General features: G+C 43.1%; 16 protein-coding genes. 9 read left to right on the top strand and 7 right to left on the bottom strand.

From position 1 onward, the window contains the following. Positions 1-122 precede the first annotated feature (122 nt). Positions 123-683, top strand: coding sequence for a DUF4136 domain-containing protein (locus B6K83_RS14075; protein WP_085285561.1), 561 nt, complete (start codon positions 123-125; stop codon positions 681-683). A 115-nt stretch (positions 684-798) separates the two neighbouring features. Here the strand turns inward: B6K83_RS14075 and B6K83_RS14070 are convergent, their stop codons facing one another. After that, positions 799-1746 carry an alpha/beta fold hydrolase gene (locus B6K83_RS14070; protein WP_085285560.1) on the bottom strand — a complete coding sequence of 316 codons (948 nt, stop codon included), beginning with the start codon at positions 1744-1746 and terminating at the stop codon, positions 799-801. A gap of 237 nt (positions 1747-1983) precedes the next feature. Between B6K83_RS14070 and glnS the strand changes: the two genes are divergently transcribed. Next, positions 1984-3666, top strand: coding sequence for a glutamine--tRNA ligase (gene glnS / locus B6K83_RS14065; RefSeq protein ID WP_085285559.1), 1683 nt, complete (start codon positions 1984-1986; stop codon positions 3664-3666). A gap of 123 nt (positions 3667-3789) precedes the next feature. Here glnS and trpA read toward each other — a convergent pair whose 3' ends face one another. The 6 genes from trpA to B6K83_RS14035 are packed head-to-tail and all read right to left on the bottom strand — an operon-like array spanning position 3790 to position 10724. Next, positions 3790-4632, bottom strand: a complete 843-nt coding sequence (gene trpA / locus B6K83_RS14060) for a tryptophan synthase subunit alpha (protein WP_085285558.1) — start codon at positions 4630-4632, stop codon at positions 3790-3792. Continuing rightward, entirely contained in the window at positions 4632-5873 is a 1242-nt protein-coding gene (trpB, locus tag B6K83_RS14055; RefSeq protein WP_085285557.1) for a tryptophan synthase subunit beta, read from the bottom strand. The genes trpA and trpB overlap by 1 nt, the downstream gene beginning before the upstream one ends. Before the next feature lies 1 nt (position 5874). After that, a complete protein-coding gene (gene trpCF, locus B6K83_RS14050) occupies positions 5875-7263 on the bottom strand; it encodes a bifunctional indole-3-glycerol-phosphate synthase TrpC/phosphoribosylanthranilate isomerase TrpF (RefSeq protein WP_085285556.1) in 1389 nt (462 codons plus the stop codon). Then, positions 7260-8363 carry an anthranilate phosphoribosyltransferase gene (trpD, locus tag B6K83_RS14045; protein ID WP_085285555.1) on the bottom strand — a complete coding sequence of 368 codons (1104 nt, stop codon included), beginning with the start codon at positions 8361-8363 and terminating at the stop codon, positions 7260-7262. The genes trpCF and trpD overlap by 4 nt, the downstream gene beginning before the upstream one ends. Next, positions 8344-9018, bottom strand: coding sequence for an aminodeoxychorismate/anthranilate synthase component II (locus B6K83_RS14040; protein ID WP_085285554.1), 675 nt, complete (start codon positions 9016-9018; stop codon positions 8344-8346). Before B6K83_RS14040 ends, trpD begins: the two co-directional genes overlap by 20 nt. Further along, a complete protein-coding gene (locus tag B6K83_RS14035; protein WP_085285553.1) occupies positions 9015-10724 on the bottom strand; it encodes an anthranilate synthase component 1 in 1710 nt (569 codons plus the stop codon). Before B6K83_RS14035 ends, B6K83_RS14040 begins: the two co-directional genes overlap by 4 nt. A 355-nt stretch (positions 10725-11079) precedes the next feature. Here B6K83_RS14035 and rnm point away from each other — a divergent pair, with 355 nt between their 5' ends. The 7 genes from rnm (at position 11080) to B6K83_RS14000 (ending at position 17085) form a co-directional block, all read left to right on the top strand. Then, the gene (gene rnm, locus B6K83_RS14030) at positions 11080-11970 is read left to right on the top strand and encodes an RNase RNM (RefSeq protein WP_085285552.1); all 891 of its coding nucleotides are present in this window, start codon (positions 11080-11082) and stop codon (positions 11968-11970) included. Positions 11971-12021: 51 nt separating this feature from the next. Beyond that, entirely contained in the window at positions 12022-12642 is a 621-nt protein-coding gene (locus tag B6K83_RS14025; protein WP_085285551.1) for an L-threonylcarbamoyladenylate synthase, read from the top strand. A 72-nt stretch (positions 12643-12714) separates the two neighbouring features. Beyond that, the gene (locus tag B6K83_RS14020) at positions 12715-13563 is read left to right on the top strand and encodes a segregation and condensation protein A (RefSeq protein ID WP_085285550.1); all 849 of its coding nucleotides are present in this window, start codon (positions 12715-12717) and stop codon (positions 13561-13563) included. An 18-nt stretch (positions 13564-13581) separates the two neighbouring features. Beyond that, complete coding sequence (scpB, locus tag B6K83_RS14015; protein ID WP_085285549.1) at positions 13582-14145, top strand: SMC-Scp complex subunit ScpB; 564 nt, start codon at positions 13582-13584, stop codon at positions 14143-14145. A 134-nt stretch (positions 14146-14279) separates the two neighbouring features. Further along, the gene (gene rluB / locus B6K83_RS14010) at positions 14280-15140 is read left to right on the top strand and encodes a 23S rRNA pseudouridine(2605) synthase RluB (RefSeq protein ID WP_085285548.1); all 861 of its coding nucleotides are present in this window, start codon (positions 14280-14282) and stop codon (positions 15138-15140) included. 200 nt (positions 15141-15340) lie between these two features. Continuing rightward, positions 15341-16498 carry a ribonuclease D gene (gene rnd / locus B6K83_RS14005; protein ID WP_233144028.1) on the top strand — a complete coding sequence of 386 codons (1158 nt, stop codon included), beginning with the start codon at positions 15341-15343 and terminating at the stop codon, positions 16496-16498. A gap of 290 nt (positions 16499-16788) precedes the next feature. Then, positions 16789-17085, top strand: a complete 297-nt coding sequence (locus B6K83_RS14000; RefSeq protein ID WP_085285547.1) for a YcgL domain-containing protein — start codon at positions 16789-16791, stop codon at positions 17083-17085. The last annotated feature ends 13 nt before the right edge of the window (positions 17086-17098 follow it).

The following is a 17098-nucleotide window of genomic DNA, read 5'->3' as shown; positions in this document are numbered from 1 at the left end:
TTGTCAAACAAGTATTTGACTGAGTTTGAGTAAGATATTACATTTTTCAACAGCTTAATTAAATAAGTATGGTAGGCTGTTATTACTTTGGGTATTTTCAATAACGTTATTTGGAAGGGTGTATGTTAAAAAGTAAATTAATCATGGTATTAACAATTCTTGGTATTTTGGCTGGCTGTGCAACTACGCCACAAGCACGCGTCAACTTTGATCGCAATAATGATGTTAGCACTACGCACTATAAGACCTTTGCTTGGTTAAAGGAAACTAAAGTGTTAGCTGAGCCGGTTGATGTTAACCCCGTCATGAAAGTTAAAATAGATCAAGCCATAGAGCAGGCGTTTATTGCTAAAGGTTATCAATTGGTCAGTGATGCAGAAGCGGCTGACTTTGCTATTTCATATACCATGGGCAGTCGTGACAAAGTGAAAGTGGACTCATTACCTGTTATGTATCGTTCAAACTTTGCTTGGGGTCATCACTATTATGGCGGTTTAAGTATTGGACATGATACTCGCGTGCGTAACTATACCGAAGGTAAATTAGCCATTGATGTTTACGATGTGAAAAGCCACCAACCGGTTTGGCACGGCTGGGCGGTAAAGCGCATAAAATCATCTGAGCAAGACAATCCAAGTAAAGCCATTAAATCTGTGGTTGAACAAGTGGTAGCACAATTTTAAGTTTAAGGTGCAATAATAAAACGTTTTGCACAGGATCAAAAAAGCGCAGTCAAACTGCGCTTTTTGTTTTTCATACTTTCCACTTAAGCTTAAAGTCGATTGCAAGATAAATATATTAAGCGTTATCTGAGAGTAAAGTGGTGATCAGTGCTGCTGTTTCAATCGGTTGCTCCATAGGAAAACAGTGGTGATCACCAAAGTTTTGCCATTGAATGTTGTGATTGAATTTGGCTGCTCTTTTAACCGCTTTAGGGATGAAAAAATAGGTTTTATTAGCCACTAAAATCTCGACTGGCATGTTAATTTTGTGTACCGCGCGCCATAAGCCTTTAGGGTACGAGCCAAAAATCGATGCTTCCCAACTCGGATCGCAGTTTAAAGAAACCCCCCCTTGGTTATTATTATGACTAGCATATTGGCAATAATCTTCAATGGCTTGTTGATGCCAAGGTTTATAAAAGCCTTTACTGGCAATATCGGTTTTCATCTCAGCTAAGCTTGGCCAACTGGCGGTTCGGTTAGCGACCGACTTTACTAACGCTCGTTGCCGCCAAGCCCCGGTTGCACGCATCAGTTGCTGGGCGACAATAATTTCTGTTTGAAATAAAACCGGGTCAAGTAAGATAATTTTACTGAATAAATCAGGATACTTAGCCGCCGCCATTAAAGTTAATACACCGCCCATGGAGTGGCCTATACCGATCAAGGGCCCCTGCTCTCGAACATTGGCTTGCTGATAAATCGCATCGGCAATGCGATTGGCCATTTTTTGCCAGTTGGGCATTTTAGTGCTGGGTTGAGTAGAGCCACCATGGCCGGGAATATCCGTTAACCATATTGACCAATCAGTAGGCATTTGCGATGCCATAGCAGCTAACGTCATGGCACAAAAGCCGGTACCGTGCAACAGGTGTATACGTTGAGCATCTTCGTGACCGGGCCGATAGTACCCGTTGATCAACTGCTGACTTTTCGATTGATATTGCCATTGCTTGATATTATTAAGGGTCAGCGGCTGAGTTTGAGAAGCGGGCGCAGCGTGCGAAGCAGCATAGTCAAGCATGTTGAGGTTTTACCTAAAAATGAGCATTAATAGCAATAACAATAACAATTTACTGGTCTGATGTGAATGAGTTTATCAATTTCAGCCTGCTTTTCAGGCTAAGACGTCATGCGATAAAAAGGCAGCACTAGATTGGCTGGCAGCCAAAGCAGAATTTCTATTCTTTTGGTGCGCTTCGCTTCATTCTATTGATATAATGCCGATAATTACATTTTTTATATTTTAGAGGTTCTGTTGATGTCGGAAGTTGAAAACCGTCCAACCAATTTTATTCGCCAAATCATCGATGCGGATCTTGCCAGCGGCAAGCATGATCATGTGCAAACGCGCTTTCCGCCGGAGCCGAACGGTTATTTACATATTGGTCATGCTAAGTCTATCTGCTTAAATTTTGGTATTGCCCAAGATTACAATGGCTTGTGTAATTTGCGTTTTGACGATACTAACCCTGAGAAAGAAGATATTGACTACGTTAACTCCATTCAAGCGGATGTTAAGTGGTTAGGCTTCGACTGGGCCGGCGATATTCGCTATTCATCAGACTATTTTGATCGCTTATATGGCTACGCCGTTGAGTTAATTGAAAAAGGCTTAGCTTATGTTTGTTTCTTAAATGCTGAAGAAACGCGCGAGTATCGTGGCACCTTAAAGCAGCCAGGTAAAAATAGCCCATACCGTGATACACCAGTTGAGGAAAACTTAGCACTATTTGAGAAAATGAAAGCCGGTGGCTTTAAAGAGGGCGAATGTGCACTGCGCGCGAAAATTGATATGGCCTCAAGCTTCATGTGTATGCGCGATCCGGTGATCTATCGCGTGAAATTTGCCCATCATCATCAAACTGGTGATAAATGGTGTATTTATCCCATGTATGATTTCACACATTGTATTTCTGATGCCATCGAAGGTATTACCCACTCTATTTGTACCTTAGAGTTTCAAGACAATCGTCGTTTATATGACTGGGTGATCGAAAATATTTCCATTGAAACCACTCCGCGCCAATACGAGTTCTCACGTTTAAATCTTGAATATACGGTAATGAGTAAGCGAAAATTAAACAGTTTGGTGGCAGAGCAGTTAGTCAGTGGCTGGGATGATCCACGAATGCCCACTATCGCCGGCTTTCGTCGTCGAGGTTTTACGCCGAGCTCAATACGCGAGTTCGCTAAACGTATCGGCGTCACCAAAATGGATAACACGGTAGAAATGAGTGTGCTTGAAGCTTGCATCCGTGAAGACTTAAATGACAATGCGCCACGGGCGATGGCCGTGCTTGAGCCGATAAAGCTTGTGATTGAAAACTACCCTGAAGACAAGCTTGAAACCCTTACCGTTAAAAACCATCCCAGTGATGAAAGCCAAGGTTCACGCAGCGTGCCTTTTGCCAAAGAGTTATATATTGAGGCGGAAGACTTTCGTGAACAAGCGAACAAGAAATATAAGCGTTTAGTGTTGGATAAAGCGGTTCGTTTGCGTGGCGCTTATGTGGTAACGGCAACCCGTTGTGATAAAGATGCCGATGGCAAGGTGACCACAGTTTACTGTCAATATGACCCTGATACCTTAGGGAAAAACCCAAGTGATGGTACTAAACCCAAAGGTGTCATTCACTGGGTAGCGGCAGCGCAAAGTTTGGACGCGGAAATACATTTATATGACCGATTATTCACTGTGCCCAACCCAGGCGCTGTGGATGACTTAAAATCAGTGATCAACCCTGACTCGCTCATTGTTGTAAACAATGCCAAAGTTGAACCGTCTTTAGCGACAGCTAAACCGGAGCAAGCGTTTCAATTTGAGCGTCAAGGGTATTTTTGTTTAGACAATAAAATATCTGCACAAGATAAAGCCGCAGGTAAATTAGTTTTTAACCGCACTGTTGGCTTGCGTGATACTTGGGCAAAAATCGCTGACTAATGCGTAAGGGCTACTAAATAAAAAGCTCATAAGTGTTAACTTATGAGCTTTTGTTGTTTTTACCGCCAGCATCTGCTGAGCTTTTTGTTTTGACTGAAAAACTGACAGTTTACAGTTTATAGCTTACAGCTTTTTGCTAATGCGTTGAGTCGCTGATTTCATTTCGCCAACAAACTTACTTAATGTATTTAACATCGCGGGGTAGTCATCGAGGTTATTTTCAATAATTTTAACAACAGCAGAGCCGCTGATTGCTCCCTTTGCTCCCGTTGCTAATGCCGCTTTGACTTGCTCAGGCCTAGAAATACCAAAGCCAATGACTGACGGTGCTGCTTGGTGTTTATCTAAAATATCAATCAGTTTATGACCGGTCATTTCTGCTTCTGTTTCCGTGCCAGTCACCCCAACGCGACTTAATACATAGGTATAGCCTGCGCCAAATTCGGCTACTTTTGCCAAGGTAGCTTCACTGGCATTAGGCGGAGCAATAAAAATAGGCGCGACGCCATGCGCTATGGCAGCATCACGAAACGGTTGGCACTCTCGAATAGGTAAGTCAGCGATGAGGACAGAGTCAACGCCTGCCGCGGCAACATCTCGGTAGAAGTTATCTATACCGCGGGCAAAGACTAAGTTGCCATACAACAATAAACCTATGGGTATTTCAGGGGCATAGGCGCGAACTCGCGCTAAAATATCTAAACAGACATCGGTGTTGATATTCGCGTTTAAGGCACGCAATGCCGCCATTTGAATGGTTACGCCGTCGGCACTGGGATCAGAAAACGGAATGCCCAGCTCTATGGCATCTGCGCCGGCATCAATTAACGTTTTGATGATAGCAAATGACTGTTCAGCATCAGGATCGCCGATAGTAACAAAAGGAATAAACGCGCCTTCATTATTTTTAGCTAACTTTTCAAAAGCTTGGTCATAACGTTGACCAAGGTGAGTTGCTTGGTTCATTATGCTTCTCCTCTGTGTTTTACAGCGCTTTTTTCAGCCGTCTCTGGCGAGATAATGGCATTGACATGGGCTAAGTCTTTATCACCTCGACCGGAAAGGTTAACTAAGAAAATGGTTTCTTCGGTGGCATTATCGGCCATTTTTAAGGCTTGTGCTAGCGCATGAGAAGACTCAAGTGCAGGTATAATGCCTTCATTACGGGCCAACAATTGAAAAGCAGTTAACGCTTCATCGTCGTTAATAGCGACGTATTGTGCGCGGCCTGAGTCTTTTAATTGTGCATGTTGTGGACCAACGGCAGGGTAATCTAAGCCCGCTGATACTGAATACGACTCTTCAATTTGACCATTGTCGTCTTGCATAATATAGGTATAGTTACCATGTAACATGCCTTTAGAGCCGGCAACGAGGGTTGCGCCGTGCTGTGTGGTCTCTATGCCTTTACCGCCAGCTTCAACACCAATGAGTTTTACATCATCGTCTGCGATAAAGTCGTTAAACATACCAATAGCATTAGAGCCACCACCGACACAAGCAATAACATAGTCAGGTAAGCGGCCTTCTTCAGCGAGTAGTTGCTGCTTGGCTTCTTCACCGATCATTTTTTGAAACTCGCGTACTATGGTGGGAAAAGGGTGCGGGCCTGCCGCCGTTCCTAATAGATAATGGGCGTTTTCGTAGTTGGCGGACCAATCGCGTAGCGCCTCGTTTACGGCATCTTTTAATGTGCCGCTGCCTGCGGTTACCGGGATCACTTCTGCGCCCATTAATTGCATACGAAAAACATTGGGTTGCTGACGCTGACAGTCGACTGCGCCCATATAAACTTTACATTTTAAGCCTAATAAAGAGCAGGCAATGGCGGTGGCGACGCCATGCTGGCCAGCCCCCGTTTCGGCAATAATTTCGGTTTTGCCCATGCGTTTAGCTAATAACGCTTGCCCTAAAACTTGGTTGGTTTTGTGGGCACCGCCATGCAGTAAATCTTCACGCTTTAAGTATATTTTCGCTAATGGGTTTTTCACCAAGTTTCGACATAAGGTTAATGGTGTAGGTCTGCCGGCATAACTGGTGAGTAGTTTATTAAACTCTTGTAAGAAGGCTTCATCTGCTTGAGATTCTATAAAGGCTTGCTCTAATTGCTCTAGGGCAGGGACGAGTAACTCGCCAACAAACATACCGCCAAATTCGCCAAAATAGGCGGGTAGGGTATTTTGCGTGTCAGTTGTAGATTTTAACATCTTAATAATTCCGTATTTTGGCGAAAACTTGGTGCAGTTTATCGCGACATTTAATACCTGGGCTTGATTCAACACCTGAGTTGATATCTAAGCCAAATAAGTCTTGATTCATGAGTTGTTGGCAAGCTTGGCTGATGTTGTCACTATTTAACCCGCCTGCTAAAAAGCAATGAGATAAATTTTGCTCGCTTTCAGCTAACACTTGCCAGTTAAAGCATTCGCCACTGCCGGCGCGTTTACCGTCTAAAACGATATGGTCAACATTGCTATTTAACAGCGCTAGCTCGTGTTCTACTGGCATTGCTTTAAATATTTGACAATTAGGCGGCAATTTAGCGCGTAATTGCGCGATATAGTGCGCATCTTCTTGGCCATGCAATTGCACCGCGGCCAGTTGCAATGATTTTGCTAAGGCAATCACTTCTGGTTCGGGGTGATTAACAAAGACCCCGACATACTTAAGCGCTGGATATTTTGTCACTATCGCTAACGCTTGATCTGTATTGATATAACGTGGTGACTTTTTTGCAAAAATAAGACCACCAAATTCCGCACCTGCCTCAATGGCAAATTGGGCATGCTCTGGCGTAGTGAGGCCGCAAACTTTGTGGCGGCCATATATCAATTGTCGACAAGCTAAGTCAATATCGTGTTCAGCCATGACCGAGCTGCCCACTAAAAAACCATCAACGGCAGGGGCAAGCTCTCGTACCTGTGCGTTAGTATAAATGCCAGATTCAGAAATAACGATACGATCATCGGGAATTGTTGGTGCTAAGTCAAAGGTACGGGCAATATCGGTGGAGAGATCGCGTAAATTACGATTATTAATCCCAATAAGCTTAGCGTTTAAAGCAATGGCACGTTGGCACTCTTGCGCCGTCGACACTTCGGTTAAAATGGCTAAGTTTAATGACTTCGCCACCTCAGCAAGCTGTTGGTACTCATCATCCGTTAATACACTTAACATAAGCAGTATGGCATCGGCGCCATAGTAACGTGCCAAATAGACTTGGTAGACATCAAAAAAGAAGTCCTTATTTAACACTGGGCAATTGACTTGCTCACTGACGGTTTTTAAGTAATTAAAGTCCCCTTGAAAGTAACTATGCTCGGTGAGCACGGAGATGCCAGCAGCATACTTATCATATATTTTGGCTATTGCTGCGACGTCAAAATCAGCGCGAATTAAACCTTTTGATGGCGAGGCTTTTTTACATTCTAAAATAAAGCCAGCGTGAGGCTTTTCGGCGCTGCGGCTTAGTGCTTGATACATGTCCTTTTTTGACGGGGTTAACTGATCAATAAAGGAGCTTAATGGCAAGCTTTGTTTTAGCGCTGCAATTTCTTTGCGGCGATTGGCAACGATTTGCGCAAGTATGTTACTCATGATGCGGATGTTCCTGTATTGGAAAGTTTTACTAAATCGGCTAAGGTTTTTGCTGCTGCGCCTGACGCCAGTACTTGTGCAGCGTATTGTGCTGCTAATGTTAAAGTGTCGGCTTTACCCTCAAGTTGTTCACGATGTAAATATAACAGTGCGGCGCAATTAATGATGACCGCACTATTGTGGGCGACTTGTCCTTTACCTGCCAGTATTGCTTTCACCACTTGTGCATTTTCTTGTGGACTCGCGCCTTTTATATCTGCCAAGGTATAGCTATTTAGGCCAAAGTCGGCAGGTGATATTTCACGCTCATGGATTTCACCATGGTGAATTTCCGTGACTTTTGTCTTGCCGTGAAGGGCGATTTCATCAAGGCCGCTACCGTGCACCACCCATGCATGCTTAACGCCGGTTAGCAGCAAAGCTTGTGCCATTGGTTTGAGTAACTGTGGGGTATAAACGCCAAGTAACATTTTATCCGGCTGTGCTGGGTTGACTAACGGTCCTAATATATTAAACAGAGTACGAATGCCCATGGCTTTGCGTACTGGCCCTGCATGTTTAAAGCCGGTGTGATAGGCAGGCGCGTATAAAAAACAGATATTAGCCTTTGCTAAACATTCACTTGCCACTGCTGGTGACATGGTCAAATTAACACCAAAGGCTTCAAGTAAGTCCGCTGAGCCAGACATACTGGAGACGCTACGATTGCCGTGTTTTGCCATTTTTAAGCCACAAGCAGCCGCTAAAATAGCCGCGGTGGTGGAAATGTTAATGGTATTTGCGCCATCGCCACCGGTACCAACACAGTCAGCAACGGCACTTGTTTGGCTTGGAAATGCGCGGGCATTGGCGCGAATTGCGATTGCAGCCCCTGCGATTTCAGCAGGAGTTTCACCTTTCATTTTTAAGGCGGTAAGCAAAGCGGCTAGTCGCTCGGGCGCAACATGGCCATTAATGACTTGCTCAAATACATCATGACTTTGCTGTTGCGTTAATGACTTACCATTGACCAATGTGTTTAACGCACCATGACTAATGCTGTCATTACAGGCAATTACCTTAGCTTGGTCGCTATTATGGCTAATTTTTGTGATTGTCATGGTCAGTCCCTTGTTGTGCTAAATTTGATAGATGGCTTAGGCTTTGTGCTAATAAATTGCTGCCGTAAGTGGTTAGTATTGATTCTGGGTGAAATTGAAAACCAATGGCAGCATCTGCGCTATGCTCAACCGCCATAGGCAGAATGTAGGTTTGTTGCTCGGTTTGAAAACTTACCTGTGCGGTGATGGTTAATTGTGCCGGAACTGTACTGGCCACAAGAGAGTGATAACGTGCAACAGGTAAGGGGTTAGCAATACCTTTAAAGGCGCCGGTTTGAATGTGGGTTACGTTTGAAGATTTTCCGTGTACCACTTCTGGCGCGCGTGATATCACGCCACCATAATGTTGAATTAAGGCTTGATGCCCTAAGCAGATGCCTAATATTGGCAATTTTCCAGCGCACAGCGCGATTAATGCCATTAAGCAACCTGCATTGCTTGGCTCACCAGGGCCAGGCGATAACACTAGAATAACGCCATTAGCGTTAGTTTGTTGTTTATGCATTAAGGTTTGATAGATAAACTCAGCACTTAAAGTGTGGCGATAAATGGTCAACTGATAGCCCAAACACCGAAACTCATCTACTAGGTTATAAGTAAAAGAGTCGAGGTTATCGAGCATAACAATTTCAGGTAATGGCTTAGCCGCAATCATGATTTAGACTCCTGTGTTATGACTGGTTGTACCTGAGTCGTTGAACAGTGCGCTTGCTCGCAAATCCGTAAGTTTTTCGTTTCTGCTTCGGCAATAGCATTGATCACCGCTTGCGCTTTTTGTCGTGTTTCATTGGCCTCTGATTGTGGGTCTGAGTCAAATACTACGCCAGCGCCGGCTTGAATATGTGCGCGCTGATTTTTCACAAATGCTGAGCGGATCACTATGCAGGTATCCATATCACCATCGCCGGTCAAGTACCCGACTGCGCCGCCATAGCTGCCGCGGCGTTTGCCCTCTACCTGACGTATTAAACTGGTGGCCTTCACTTTAGGCGCACCGGATAATGTGCCCATATTCATGCACGCTTGGTAAGCATGCAGGGCGTCTAACTCTGGCTCTAAGGTGCCACAAACACGAGATACTAAATGCATAACATGAGAGTACCTATCTACTTTTAATAGATCTGCAACATGACGTGTGCCTGGTTGACTAACGCGGGCAATATCATTGCGGGCTAAGTCCACTAACATAATATGCTCAGCTAACTCTTTTTTATCTAAGCGCAGATCAAGCTCGATACGGCTATCTAAATCAGGTGATAAGCTGCCATCAGCATTAAAACCACGCGGCCGAGTGCCCGCAATGGGATAAATTTCTACTTGGCGATTGTTTTGTTGGTATTTCAGTGCTGACTCAGGTGATGCGCCAAAGATACAAAACTCGCTATCTTGCAGATAAAACATATACGGGCTTGGGTTGCGCTGTTTTAAGGCTTTGTATGCATTGAGCGTATTAGAGCAGGGCAAGCTAAAGGTACGAGAGGGCACCACTTGAAAAATATCACCGGCTAATATGTTTTCTTTTAAGTCATTAACGATTTGACAAAACGCTTGGTCGCTAATATCACAGCTTAAGGCGGGCGCTTTTTTGTTAGTTTCTGTCGATGTTAATGCTTTAGGAGTAAAACTTGCGGTTACGGCCGTATTTAAACTTGCTTTGATTGCGGCTATTTTTTCCTGCGCAGCCCTATGCTCGGCTGCAAATGCGTTACCGGAAAATAGGTTAGTGACGAGTTCGCTGGTTTGTTGTTCGTGATCAATGACGAGTAAGGTTTCTGCTAAATAATAGACAAAGTCTGGGCAGCTATTTTCACCCTCATTGACCTCGGGCAGGTTTTCGCTCATCGCCATCATGTCAAACGCGAAGGCACCGGCTAAAAATACTGCAAACGGATGCTGATTGTTATTGCTTAGCTGAGTAAATATGCGCAGACTTTGCAACGGGTTAGTCGCTAATAGGCGCGCACGCTCATCGAGCTGCTCAGCGGTAGTAGAAAAAGTGGCTGTAAAGGTTTGTTGGTCACCACTAATTTGCGCATCATTTGCTAAGGCTTGTTTTGCAAACGAGAGGGCATTTTCACCATTGCGCGTTAAGGCGGTAAAGGTGACAACATTGCCATAACAGACGATTTTTACCGCGCTTTCGCTCAGCAGCAAGCTTTTTAGTTGGTGCTTTTTATCAATCTCTGCTGATTCAAGTAACAGAGTATTGGCTTTATTCGCACACAGGCGATGAAAGAGGGCAAGCGGATCGCTTTGATAGTTTACTTGCGCAGTTAAGGTGACGACTGCACCAACTTGCTGATGTTCTATAGCAGACTTATGCTGCGTATTATCGGTATTTTTATCTTGGTTGTTGCTCATAGGTATTCCTAAACATAGTAATATTTATAACGGTCATCCAGCGTAAATGGGCAATAGCCACCATAAAAACCAACGTTTAACTTTAATGCGTAACATTTTAATTCCAGTATGTTTTTCAATTAATTAAAAGCAAAAAACCCGCAAAAGAGTGCGGGTTTTCGATATTTTTACTTACAAGTAAAGCTCACAACCCAGCTATGTTGAGTTATGCCACCACCAAATCAGAGAAATAGTTAGTTTTACTTGTATCATTATGGGTTTTATCTCAGTAAAATTGTGTTATTCACTTGCCTAAAATAGTCATGTTAATTTGACTAGGCAATGCTAAGCCCCTATAGAAGAACCGATTCGCGTAATGATGTCAACCACTGATTTAACAAATAAGCAAGATTTTTCAACGCTAAGGGTTGATTTACACAGTCACACCCGTTGCTCTGATGGTGCATTAACGCCACCAGAGCTTATTGCACGGGCGGTTAACTTGCAAATTGACGTATTAGCGATCACAGATCATGACAGCGTTGATGCCTTAGTAAGTGCCCAGCAAACAATAGTGGAAAACCAACTGCCGATAACCTTAATCAACGGCATTGAAATATCGAGCCAATGGCAAGGCTTTGAAATTCACATTGTTGGTTTAAATATCATACCAACCCATAACGCGCTACAAACGTTAATCACACAACAGCAGCAGCACCGAGAAAATCGCGCCATCGCCATGGGGGAAAAACTGGCTAAATGTGGCTTTGATAATGTTTATGCTGATGCCAAAACTTTAGCCGGAGCAGGCTCAATTACCCGCGCCCATTTTGCCAAAGTACTTTTACAACGCGGTGTGGTGAGTAAAATGCAAGCGGCATTTGATAAATATATTGGTAAAGGAAAACGCGCTTATGTTAAACCCCAATGGTGCAGTATTGCCGATGCGGTTGCTGCAATTCACGCCGCCGGTGGCGTTGCCGTTATGGCACATCCGATACGTTATGACTTAACCAGTAAATGGCTGCGGCGCCTAATTGTAGACTTTAAGGCCGCTGCTGGTGATGGTTTAGAAGTGGTGCTACCGCAAATGAATAACGAACAACGAAAATTGATGCTAAGCTTTTGTCAGGAATACGATTTACATGCATCTATGGGCTCTGATTTTCACCAGCCAAGTCGTTGGAGTGAATTAGGGCGAAATTTAACCATGCCTGAGCATGCCAAGCCCATTTGGCAACTTTGGCAATCAAAAGCCTTGAATTAGTTATTTAATGACAGTTTATAATAACCCTATAGTTTTCAGTTGGAGCGCTTTATGAGTCAATTTTTTTATGTACATCCCGATAATCCACAAGGGCGATTAATGAAACAAGCCGCGGCTATCATTAAACAAGGTGGCGTGATTGTGTATCCAACGGATTCAGGATATGCCTTAGGTTGTCATATTGGTGACAAAAAAGCATTAGATCGCATCTGTAATATCCGTTCAATAGATAAAGCCCATAACTTTACCTTAGTGTGTTGTGATTTATCGGAATTATCGGTTTATACCCGTGTTGATAATAGCGCTTTTCGGTTATTGAAAAATAATACCCCAGGCCCGTATACTTTTATTTTCAAGGGGTCAAAAGAAGTACCAAAGCGATTATTAAACCCAAAGCGTAAAACCATAGGTATTCGCGTGCCTAATAATCATATTGCCCAAGCATTGTTAGCAGAGTTAGGCGAGCCTATTATGTCAACCACTTTATTAATGCCTGGCGCTGATACCGCAGAGTTTGACCCTGAACATATTCGCGATATTTTAGAACACCAAGTGGACCTGATTATTCATGGTGGTCATTTAGGTGAGCGCCCCACCACAGTGATTGATTTTTCCAATGATGAGGTAGAAATTATTCGCGTTGGTGAAGGGGATGTTGAGCCATTTCAATAGCGAGAAAAACAGTTCGGAAAATACTAAAGCGCTACTAACCCTTAACCTTTAACGAGAGTATCGTAAAATATCATGGCGGAAAAAGCTCCCGTTGCACAACAAAACAATGGCAAATCTGGCGTTATGTTACAGCAAGTATTACCGTTTGCGGTATTACATGGTGAAGCGATCGTTGAAAAGCCACAAGACTTATTTATTCCCCCTGATGCATTAGAAATTATTCTGGAAATGTTTGAAGGGCCACTGGATTTACTGCTGTATTTAATTCGCAAACAAAAATTTGATATTTTAGACTTACCCATAGCGCCTATTACCACTCAGTACATGAATTATGTCGAACTTATGAAAGACAGTAAGTTAGAACTAGCGGCTGAGTATTTAGTGATGGCGTCAATTCTAGCGGAAATAAAATCCCGGCTTTTATTACCCAAACAAGCAGTTGAAGAGGAAGAGGCCGATCCGAGAGCTGAGCTAGTCAGGAAACTGCAACAATATGAAGTCATTAAAAACGCTGCTGAGAATCTTGACACAATTCCTCGCGTTGAGCGCGATGTTTTTATTGCTAAGGTCAAGCTAGCGGATAACTTTGTCGCTAAAGTTGTTGATACTGACGTTGACTTAACTGAGTTGCTAGCGGCGTTGCAAGGGGTGATTAAGCGCACGCAAGCCTATCAACATCATCATATCCAAAAAGAGGCGCTATCTACACGAGAACGTATGGCAAAAATCATGGCTATCCTCAATGATACGAAAAACCCGCAAAATTATTGTAACTTTAGTGATTTGTTTACCTTAAACGAAGGAAAACAAGGGGTGGTAGTAACATTTTTAGCGATTCTTGAGCTGATAAAAGAGTCGCTAATTACTTGTATTCAAACACATGTTTATGGCGAAATACGGATCGCGTTACCTCAGTCTTAAGCAAGGGAATAAAAGCACATGACAGCAGATAAATTTCGCCATCTAGATATCGATGATGACAAGCTCACACGTTTAGTGGAAGCGGCTCTATTTATCGCCGATAAACCTGTGTCAGTACAAACCCTCAAGCGTGAGCTTTTAATAGAATATCGTGTTAGCAATTTGCGTATTCGTGATATAATTAAAAACATTGCCGCGCATTATCAAGGCCGCGGTATTGAATTAAAAAAAGTAGCATCAGGTTATCGATTTCAAACACCGAGCGAGCTAAGTACAGATTTAGCGCACTTATATAAAGAGAAGGCGCCGAAATATTCGCGGGCAACGTTAGAAACTTTAGCGTTAATTGCCTATAAACAACCGATTACGCGGAGTGAAATAGAAGACATTCGCGGCGTAGCACTAAGCAGCCAAATTATTAAAACCTTGATGCAAAGAAACTGGATTAAAACGGTTGGCCACAAAGAAGTACCGGGTCGGCCGGTATTATATGCAAGCACACAAGAGTTTTTGGACTATTTCTCGCTAACCTCATTAGCGCAGTTACCAGAATTAATGCCATTGGCGGAGCTTGAACGTTAAAAACGCCATGATGACGTGGCAGCAAAATAGCCAGTAAATTACAGGGGTGTTATAGCCCCAAACTTAAAGAGACAGAGACGTAGTGGAAGCCGCAAAGCTTTCATCAAGTTACTGACGTAAGAGAGTGAAGACCTATGTCTGAAAAATTACAAAAAGTATTAGCCCGTGCCGGTATTGGCTCGCGGCGAGAAATGGAAAGTTATATTAGCGCAGGTCGTATCAGTGTTGATGGCAAAACCGCCTATTTAGGCGATCGTGTCGAGGGCAATGAGCTGATTCGCGTTGACGGTCATCAAGTCAAACTAAAGCCGCCAACAGACGATATATGCCGTGTACTCATGTACAACAAGCCCGAAGGTGAAATGTGTACTCGCAAAGATCCCGAAGGTCGTCCAACGGTATTTGACCGTTTACCTAAACTTGAAGGTAGTCGTTGGATAGCCGTAGGGCGCTTAGATATTAATACCTCAGGCATGCTGCTTTTTACCACAGATGGCGAATTGGCAAATCGACTGATGCACCCGTCAAAGCAAGTTGAGCGCGAATATGCGGTGCGCGTTTTTGGTGAAGTTAATGAAGCTATGCTGCAAACCTTAAGACATGGCGTCAAGCTTGAAGATGGTCCTGCAAAATTTCAAAAAATCACCTACCGTGGCGGCGAAGGACGAAATCATTGGTTTCATGTGGTGCTTTCAGAGGGAAGAAACCGTGAAGTGCGTCGCTTATGGGAAAGCCAAGATGTGCAAGTCAGTCGTTTAATACGTGTCAGATACGGTGATATGGAAATGAAGCGACAACTACCGTTAGGTGGTTGGACGGAATTGAATTTACAGGATGTTAATTACTACCGCAAGTTAGTGGACTTACCTCCTGAAACGCAAAGTAAAGTTAAAGTCGATGAAAAAGCCATGGATAACGCGAAAAGCAGAAGAATTCGCCGTTCGGTGAAAAAGCATCAGCATCGCCATCAGCAAACCACCAGGCGTAGACGTTAATCTCTTTATGTCGTTGAAACTAGCACTTTTACAAGCAGAGTAAATGTCTGAGGTAAAAGTGCAGGTTGTGCTATGGCGTATCATTTTGGCATTGATGACAAAATACGTTATCGTAATTGAACAAAAATGTTCGAATCGCTAATCGCATGCGAAAGGCTTCGAACGTCGTTTATCAGTATATGGTTTAAATAGGACAATACGTGCAAGCAACACCTAAAAGAATCTACGTCGACACTCCTGCGTTATTACAATCAGTTTTTCAAAGTTTCAGCCAAGCCAAAGTGCTTGCCATTGACACTGAGTTTGTGCGAACACGTACTTTTTACCCGAAACTAGGTCTTATCCAGATCAATGACGGTAAAACCCTAGCGCTAATTGATCCCATCGCAGTGCCAGACTTATCCTTATTTTGGCAATTATTAGCAAACCCAAATATTGAAAAGGTGCTCCACGCTTGCTCTGAAGATTTAGAGGTTTTTCTATGTGTTGGTCAATGCCGACCTGTTAACTTAATTGACAGCCAAATTATCATGTCATTTTTAGGTCACGGCATTTCGATGGGTTATGCGGCGATGATTGCCCATTATAGCGACATTGAGCTTGATAAGTCAGAATCTCGTACTGACTGGATGAAACGACCATTAACAGAGAAGCAACTGAGTTATGCTGCTGGCGATGTTGAACATCTGTTTAATATAATACCTGCGCTAAAAGCTGATATTACAAAAGCAGGTTGGTTAGCGGCAGCAAAAGAAGAAAGTGCGCTGATGATAGAGCGTAAATTTACAGCAACCGATGAAAGCCAGCTCTATCGCAATATTAAACTGGCTTGGCGACTAAACTCAGCGCAGCTATATCGTTTACAACAACTGGCTATTTGGCGCTATCAGCAAGCGAAACAAAAAGATCGCCCCATAGGCTTTATTGCCAAAGATCATACCTTGCTCGGATTAGCAAAAGTTAACCCAGAAAGTGTCGCTATTATGGCAAAAATTGAAGGGGTAGAAGCACTCGATATTCGCCATAAAGGCAATGCCATGTTGTCGGTACTTAAACGCATTAATGCAGAAAAAAACGTGGCGTTACCTAAAGCCATCGTCCGACTTGATGAATACCCGGGGTATAAACAAAACTTTAAGAAAGTGAAAAGTTACTTAAATGAATTAAGCAGCGAAACAAACTTACTGGCAGAAAATCTAGCATCAAAAAAACAAATCAATCAATTTTTATCTTGGTATTACAAGTTAAACGGCGCCGAGCATCACTTGCATTTAGTGGATATTATGCGGGGTTGGCGTAAAAACTTATTTGGCGATAAACTGCTCGCCTTCGTAGAAAATAACTATACTGCGGTATAAGCGCTGTTGATCTTTTCGGGTTTAAACGTGGCTAAAGGCAGGACTTGTCTGGTATTTATACGGCGTTCTCACCTATTCGTGTCGCTAGCTAGGTGTTACATGCTCGGCCTTGTCTAAATACCAAACAAGTCGCGGTATAAATAATCATGAAAGATCAACATACCCTAATTTATTTTAAAAAAAAGATAAGCTTAATTAGGCTTCATATCGCTGTGATAACCGTCAATTGCTTGCTAACATAGCAGGTGACATTAATACTTCAATAACCTCATTTATCATAGGTCTCCATTATGCTGTGTAGTATTTATAAAAGTGCCAAAAAAGCACAAACTTACCTATTTATTAACCAACGAGATGACTTTTCAGCGGTGCCAGAAGCATTGATGAAAATGTTTGGTAAACCCGAATTAGTTACACTGGTCAATTTGGCCACCAAAGAAAAGCTTGGCTTTGCTGAGCTTGATAAAGTGAAAGCAGCTTTAACTGAGCAAGGCTACTATTTACAACTAACGCCGCCGGAAGAAGACTTGTTAAAAACACACTTAAAAACAATCAAACAAACTCAGCAAAAGACAGGTGAAAAATAATCATGGGCGGGTT

The sequence above is a fragment of the Colwellia chukchiensis genome (genome assembly GCF_002104455.1).
GTDB classification, from domain to species: domain Bacteria; phylum Pseudomonadota; class Gammaproteobacteria; order Enterobacterales; family Alteromonadaceae; genus Cognaticolwellia; species Cognaticolwellia chukchiensis.
Note: the sequence above shows the minus strand (reverse complement) of the source record. Positions and strands in the feature narration are given on the sequence as shown.

Bases quoted from the DNA above. Each gene is read 5' to 3' on its own strand.
- B6K83_RS14075 (WP_085285561.1), top strand. From the start codon at position 123: ATGTTAAAAAGTAAATTAATCATGGTATTAACAATTCTTGGTATTTTG.
- B6K83_RS14070 (WP_085285560.1), bottom strand. From the start codon at position 1,746: ATGCTTGACTATGCTGCTTCGCACGCTGCGCCCGCTTCTCAAACTCAG.
- glnS (WP_085285559.1), top strand. From the start codon at position 1,984: ATGTCGGAAGTTGAAAACCGTCCAACCAATTTTATTCGCCAAATCATC.
- trpA (WP_085285558.1), bottom strand. From the start codon at position 4,632: ATGAACCAAGCAACTCACCTTGGTCAACGTTATGACCAAGCTTTTGAA.
- trpB (WP_085285557.1), bottom strand. From the start codon at position 5,873: ATGTTAAAATCTACAACTGACACGCAAAATACCCTACCCGCCTATTTT.
- trpCF (WP_085285556.1), bottom strand. From the start codon at position 7,263: ATGAGTAACATACTTGCGCAAATCGTTGCCAATCGCCGCAAAGAAATT.
- trpD (WP_085285555.1), bottom strand. From the start codon at position 8,363: ATGACAATCACAAAAATTAGCCATAATAGCGACCAAGCTAAGGTAATT.
- B6K83_RS14040 (WP_085285554.1), bottom strand. From the start codon at position 9,018: ATGATTGCGGCTAAGCCATTACCTGAAATTGTTATGCTCGATAACCTC.
- B6K83_RS14035 (WP_085285553.1), bottom strand. From the start codon at position 10,724: ATGAGCAACAACCAAGATAAAAATACCGATAATACGCAGCATAAGTCT.
- rnm (WP_085285552.1), top strand. From the start codon at position 11,080: ATGATGTCAACCACTGATTTAACAAATAAGCAAGATTTTTCAACGCTA.
- B6K83_RS14025 (WP_085285551.1), top strand. From the start codon at position 12,022: ATGAGTCAATTTTTTTATGTACATCCCGATAATCCACAAGGGCGATTA.
- B6K83_RS14020 (WP_085285550.1), top strand. From the start codon at position 12,715: ATGGCGGAAAAAGCTCCCGTTGCACAACAAAACAATGGCAAATCTGGC.
- scpB (WP_085285549.1), top strand. From the start codon at position 13,582: ATGACAGCAGATAAATTTCGCCATCTAGATATCGATGATGACAAGCTC.
- rluB (WP_085285548.1), top strand. From the start codon at position 14,280: ATGTCTGAAAAATTACAAAAAGTATTAGCCCGTGCCGGTATTGGCTCG.
- B6K83_RS14000 (WP_085285547.1), top strand. From the start codon at position 16,789: ATGCTGTGTAGTATTTATAAAAGTGCCAAAAAAGCACAAACTTACCTA.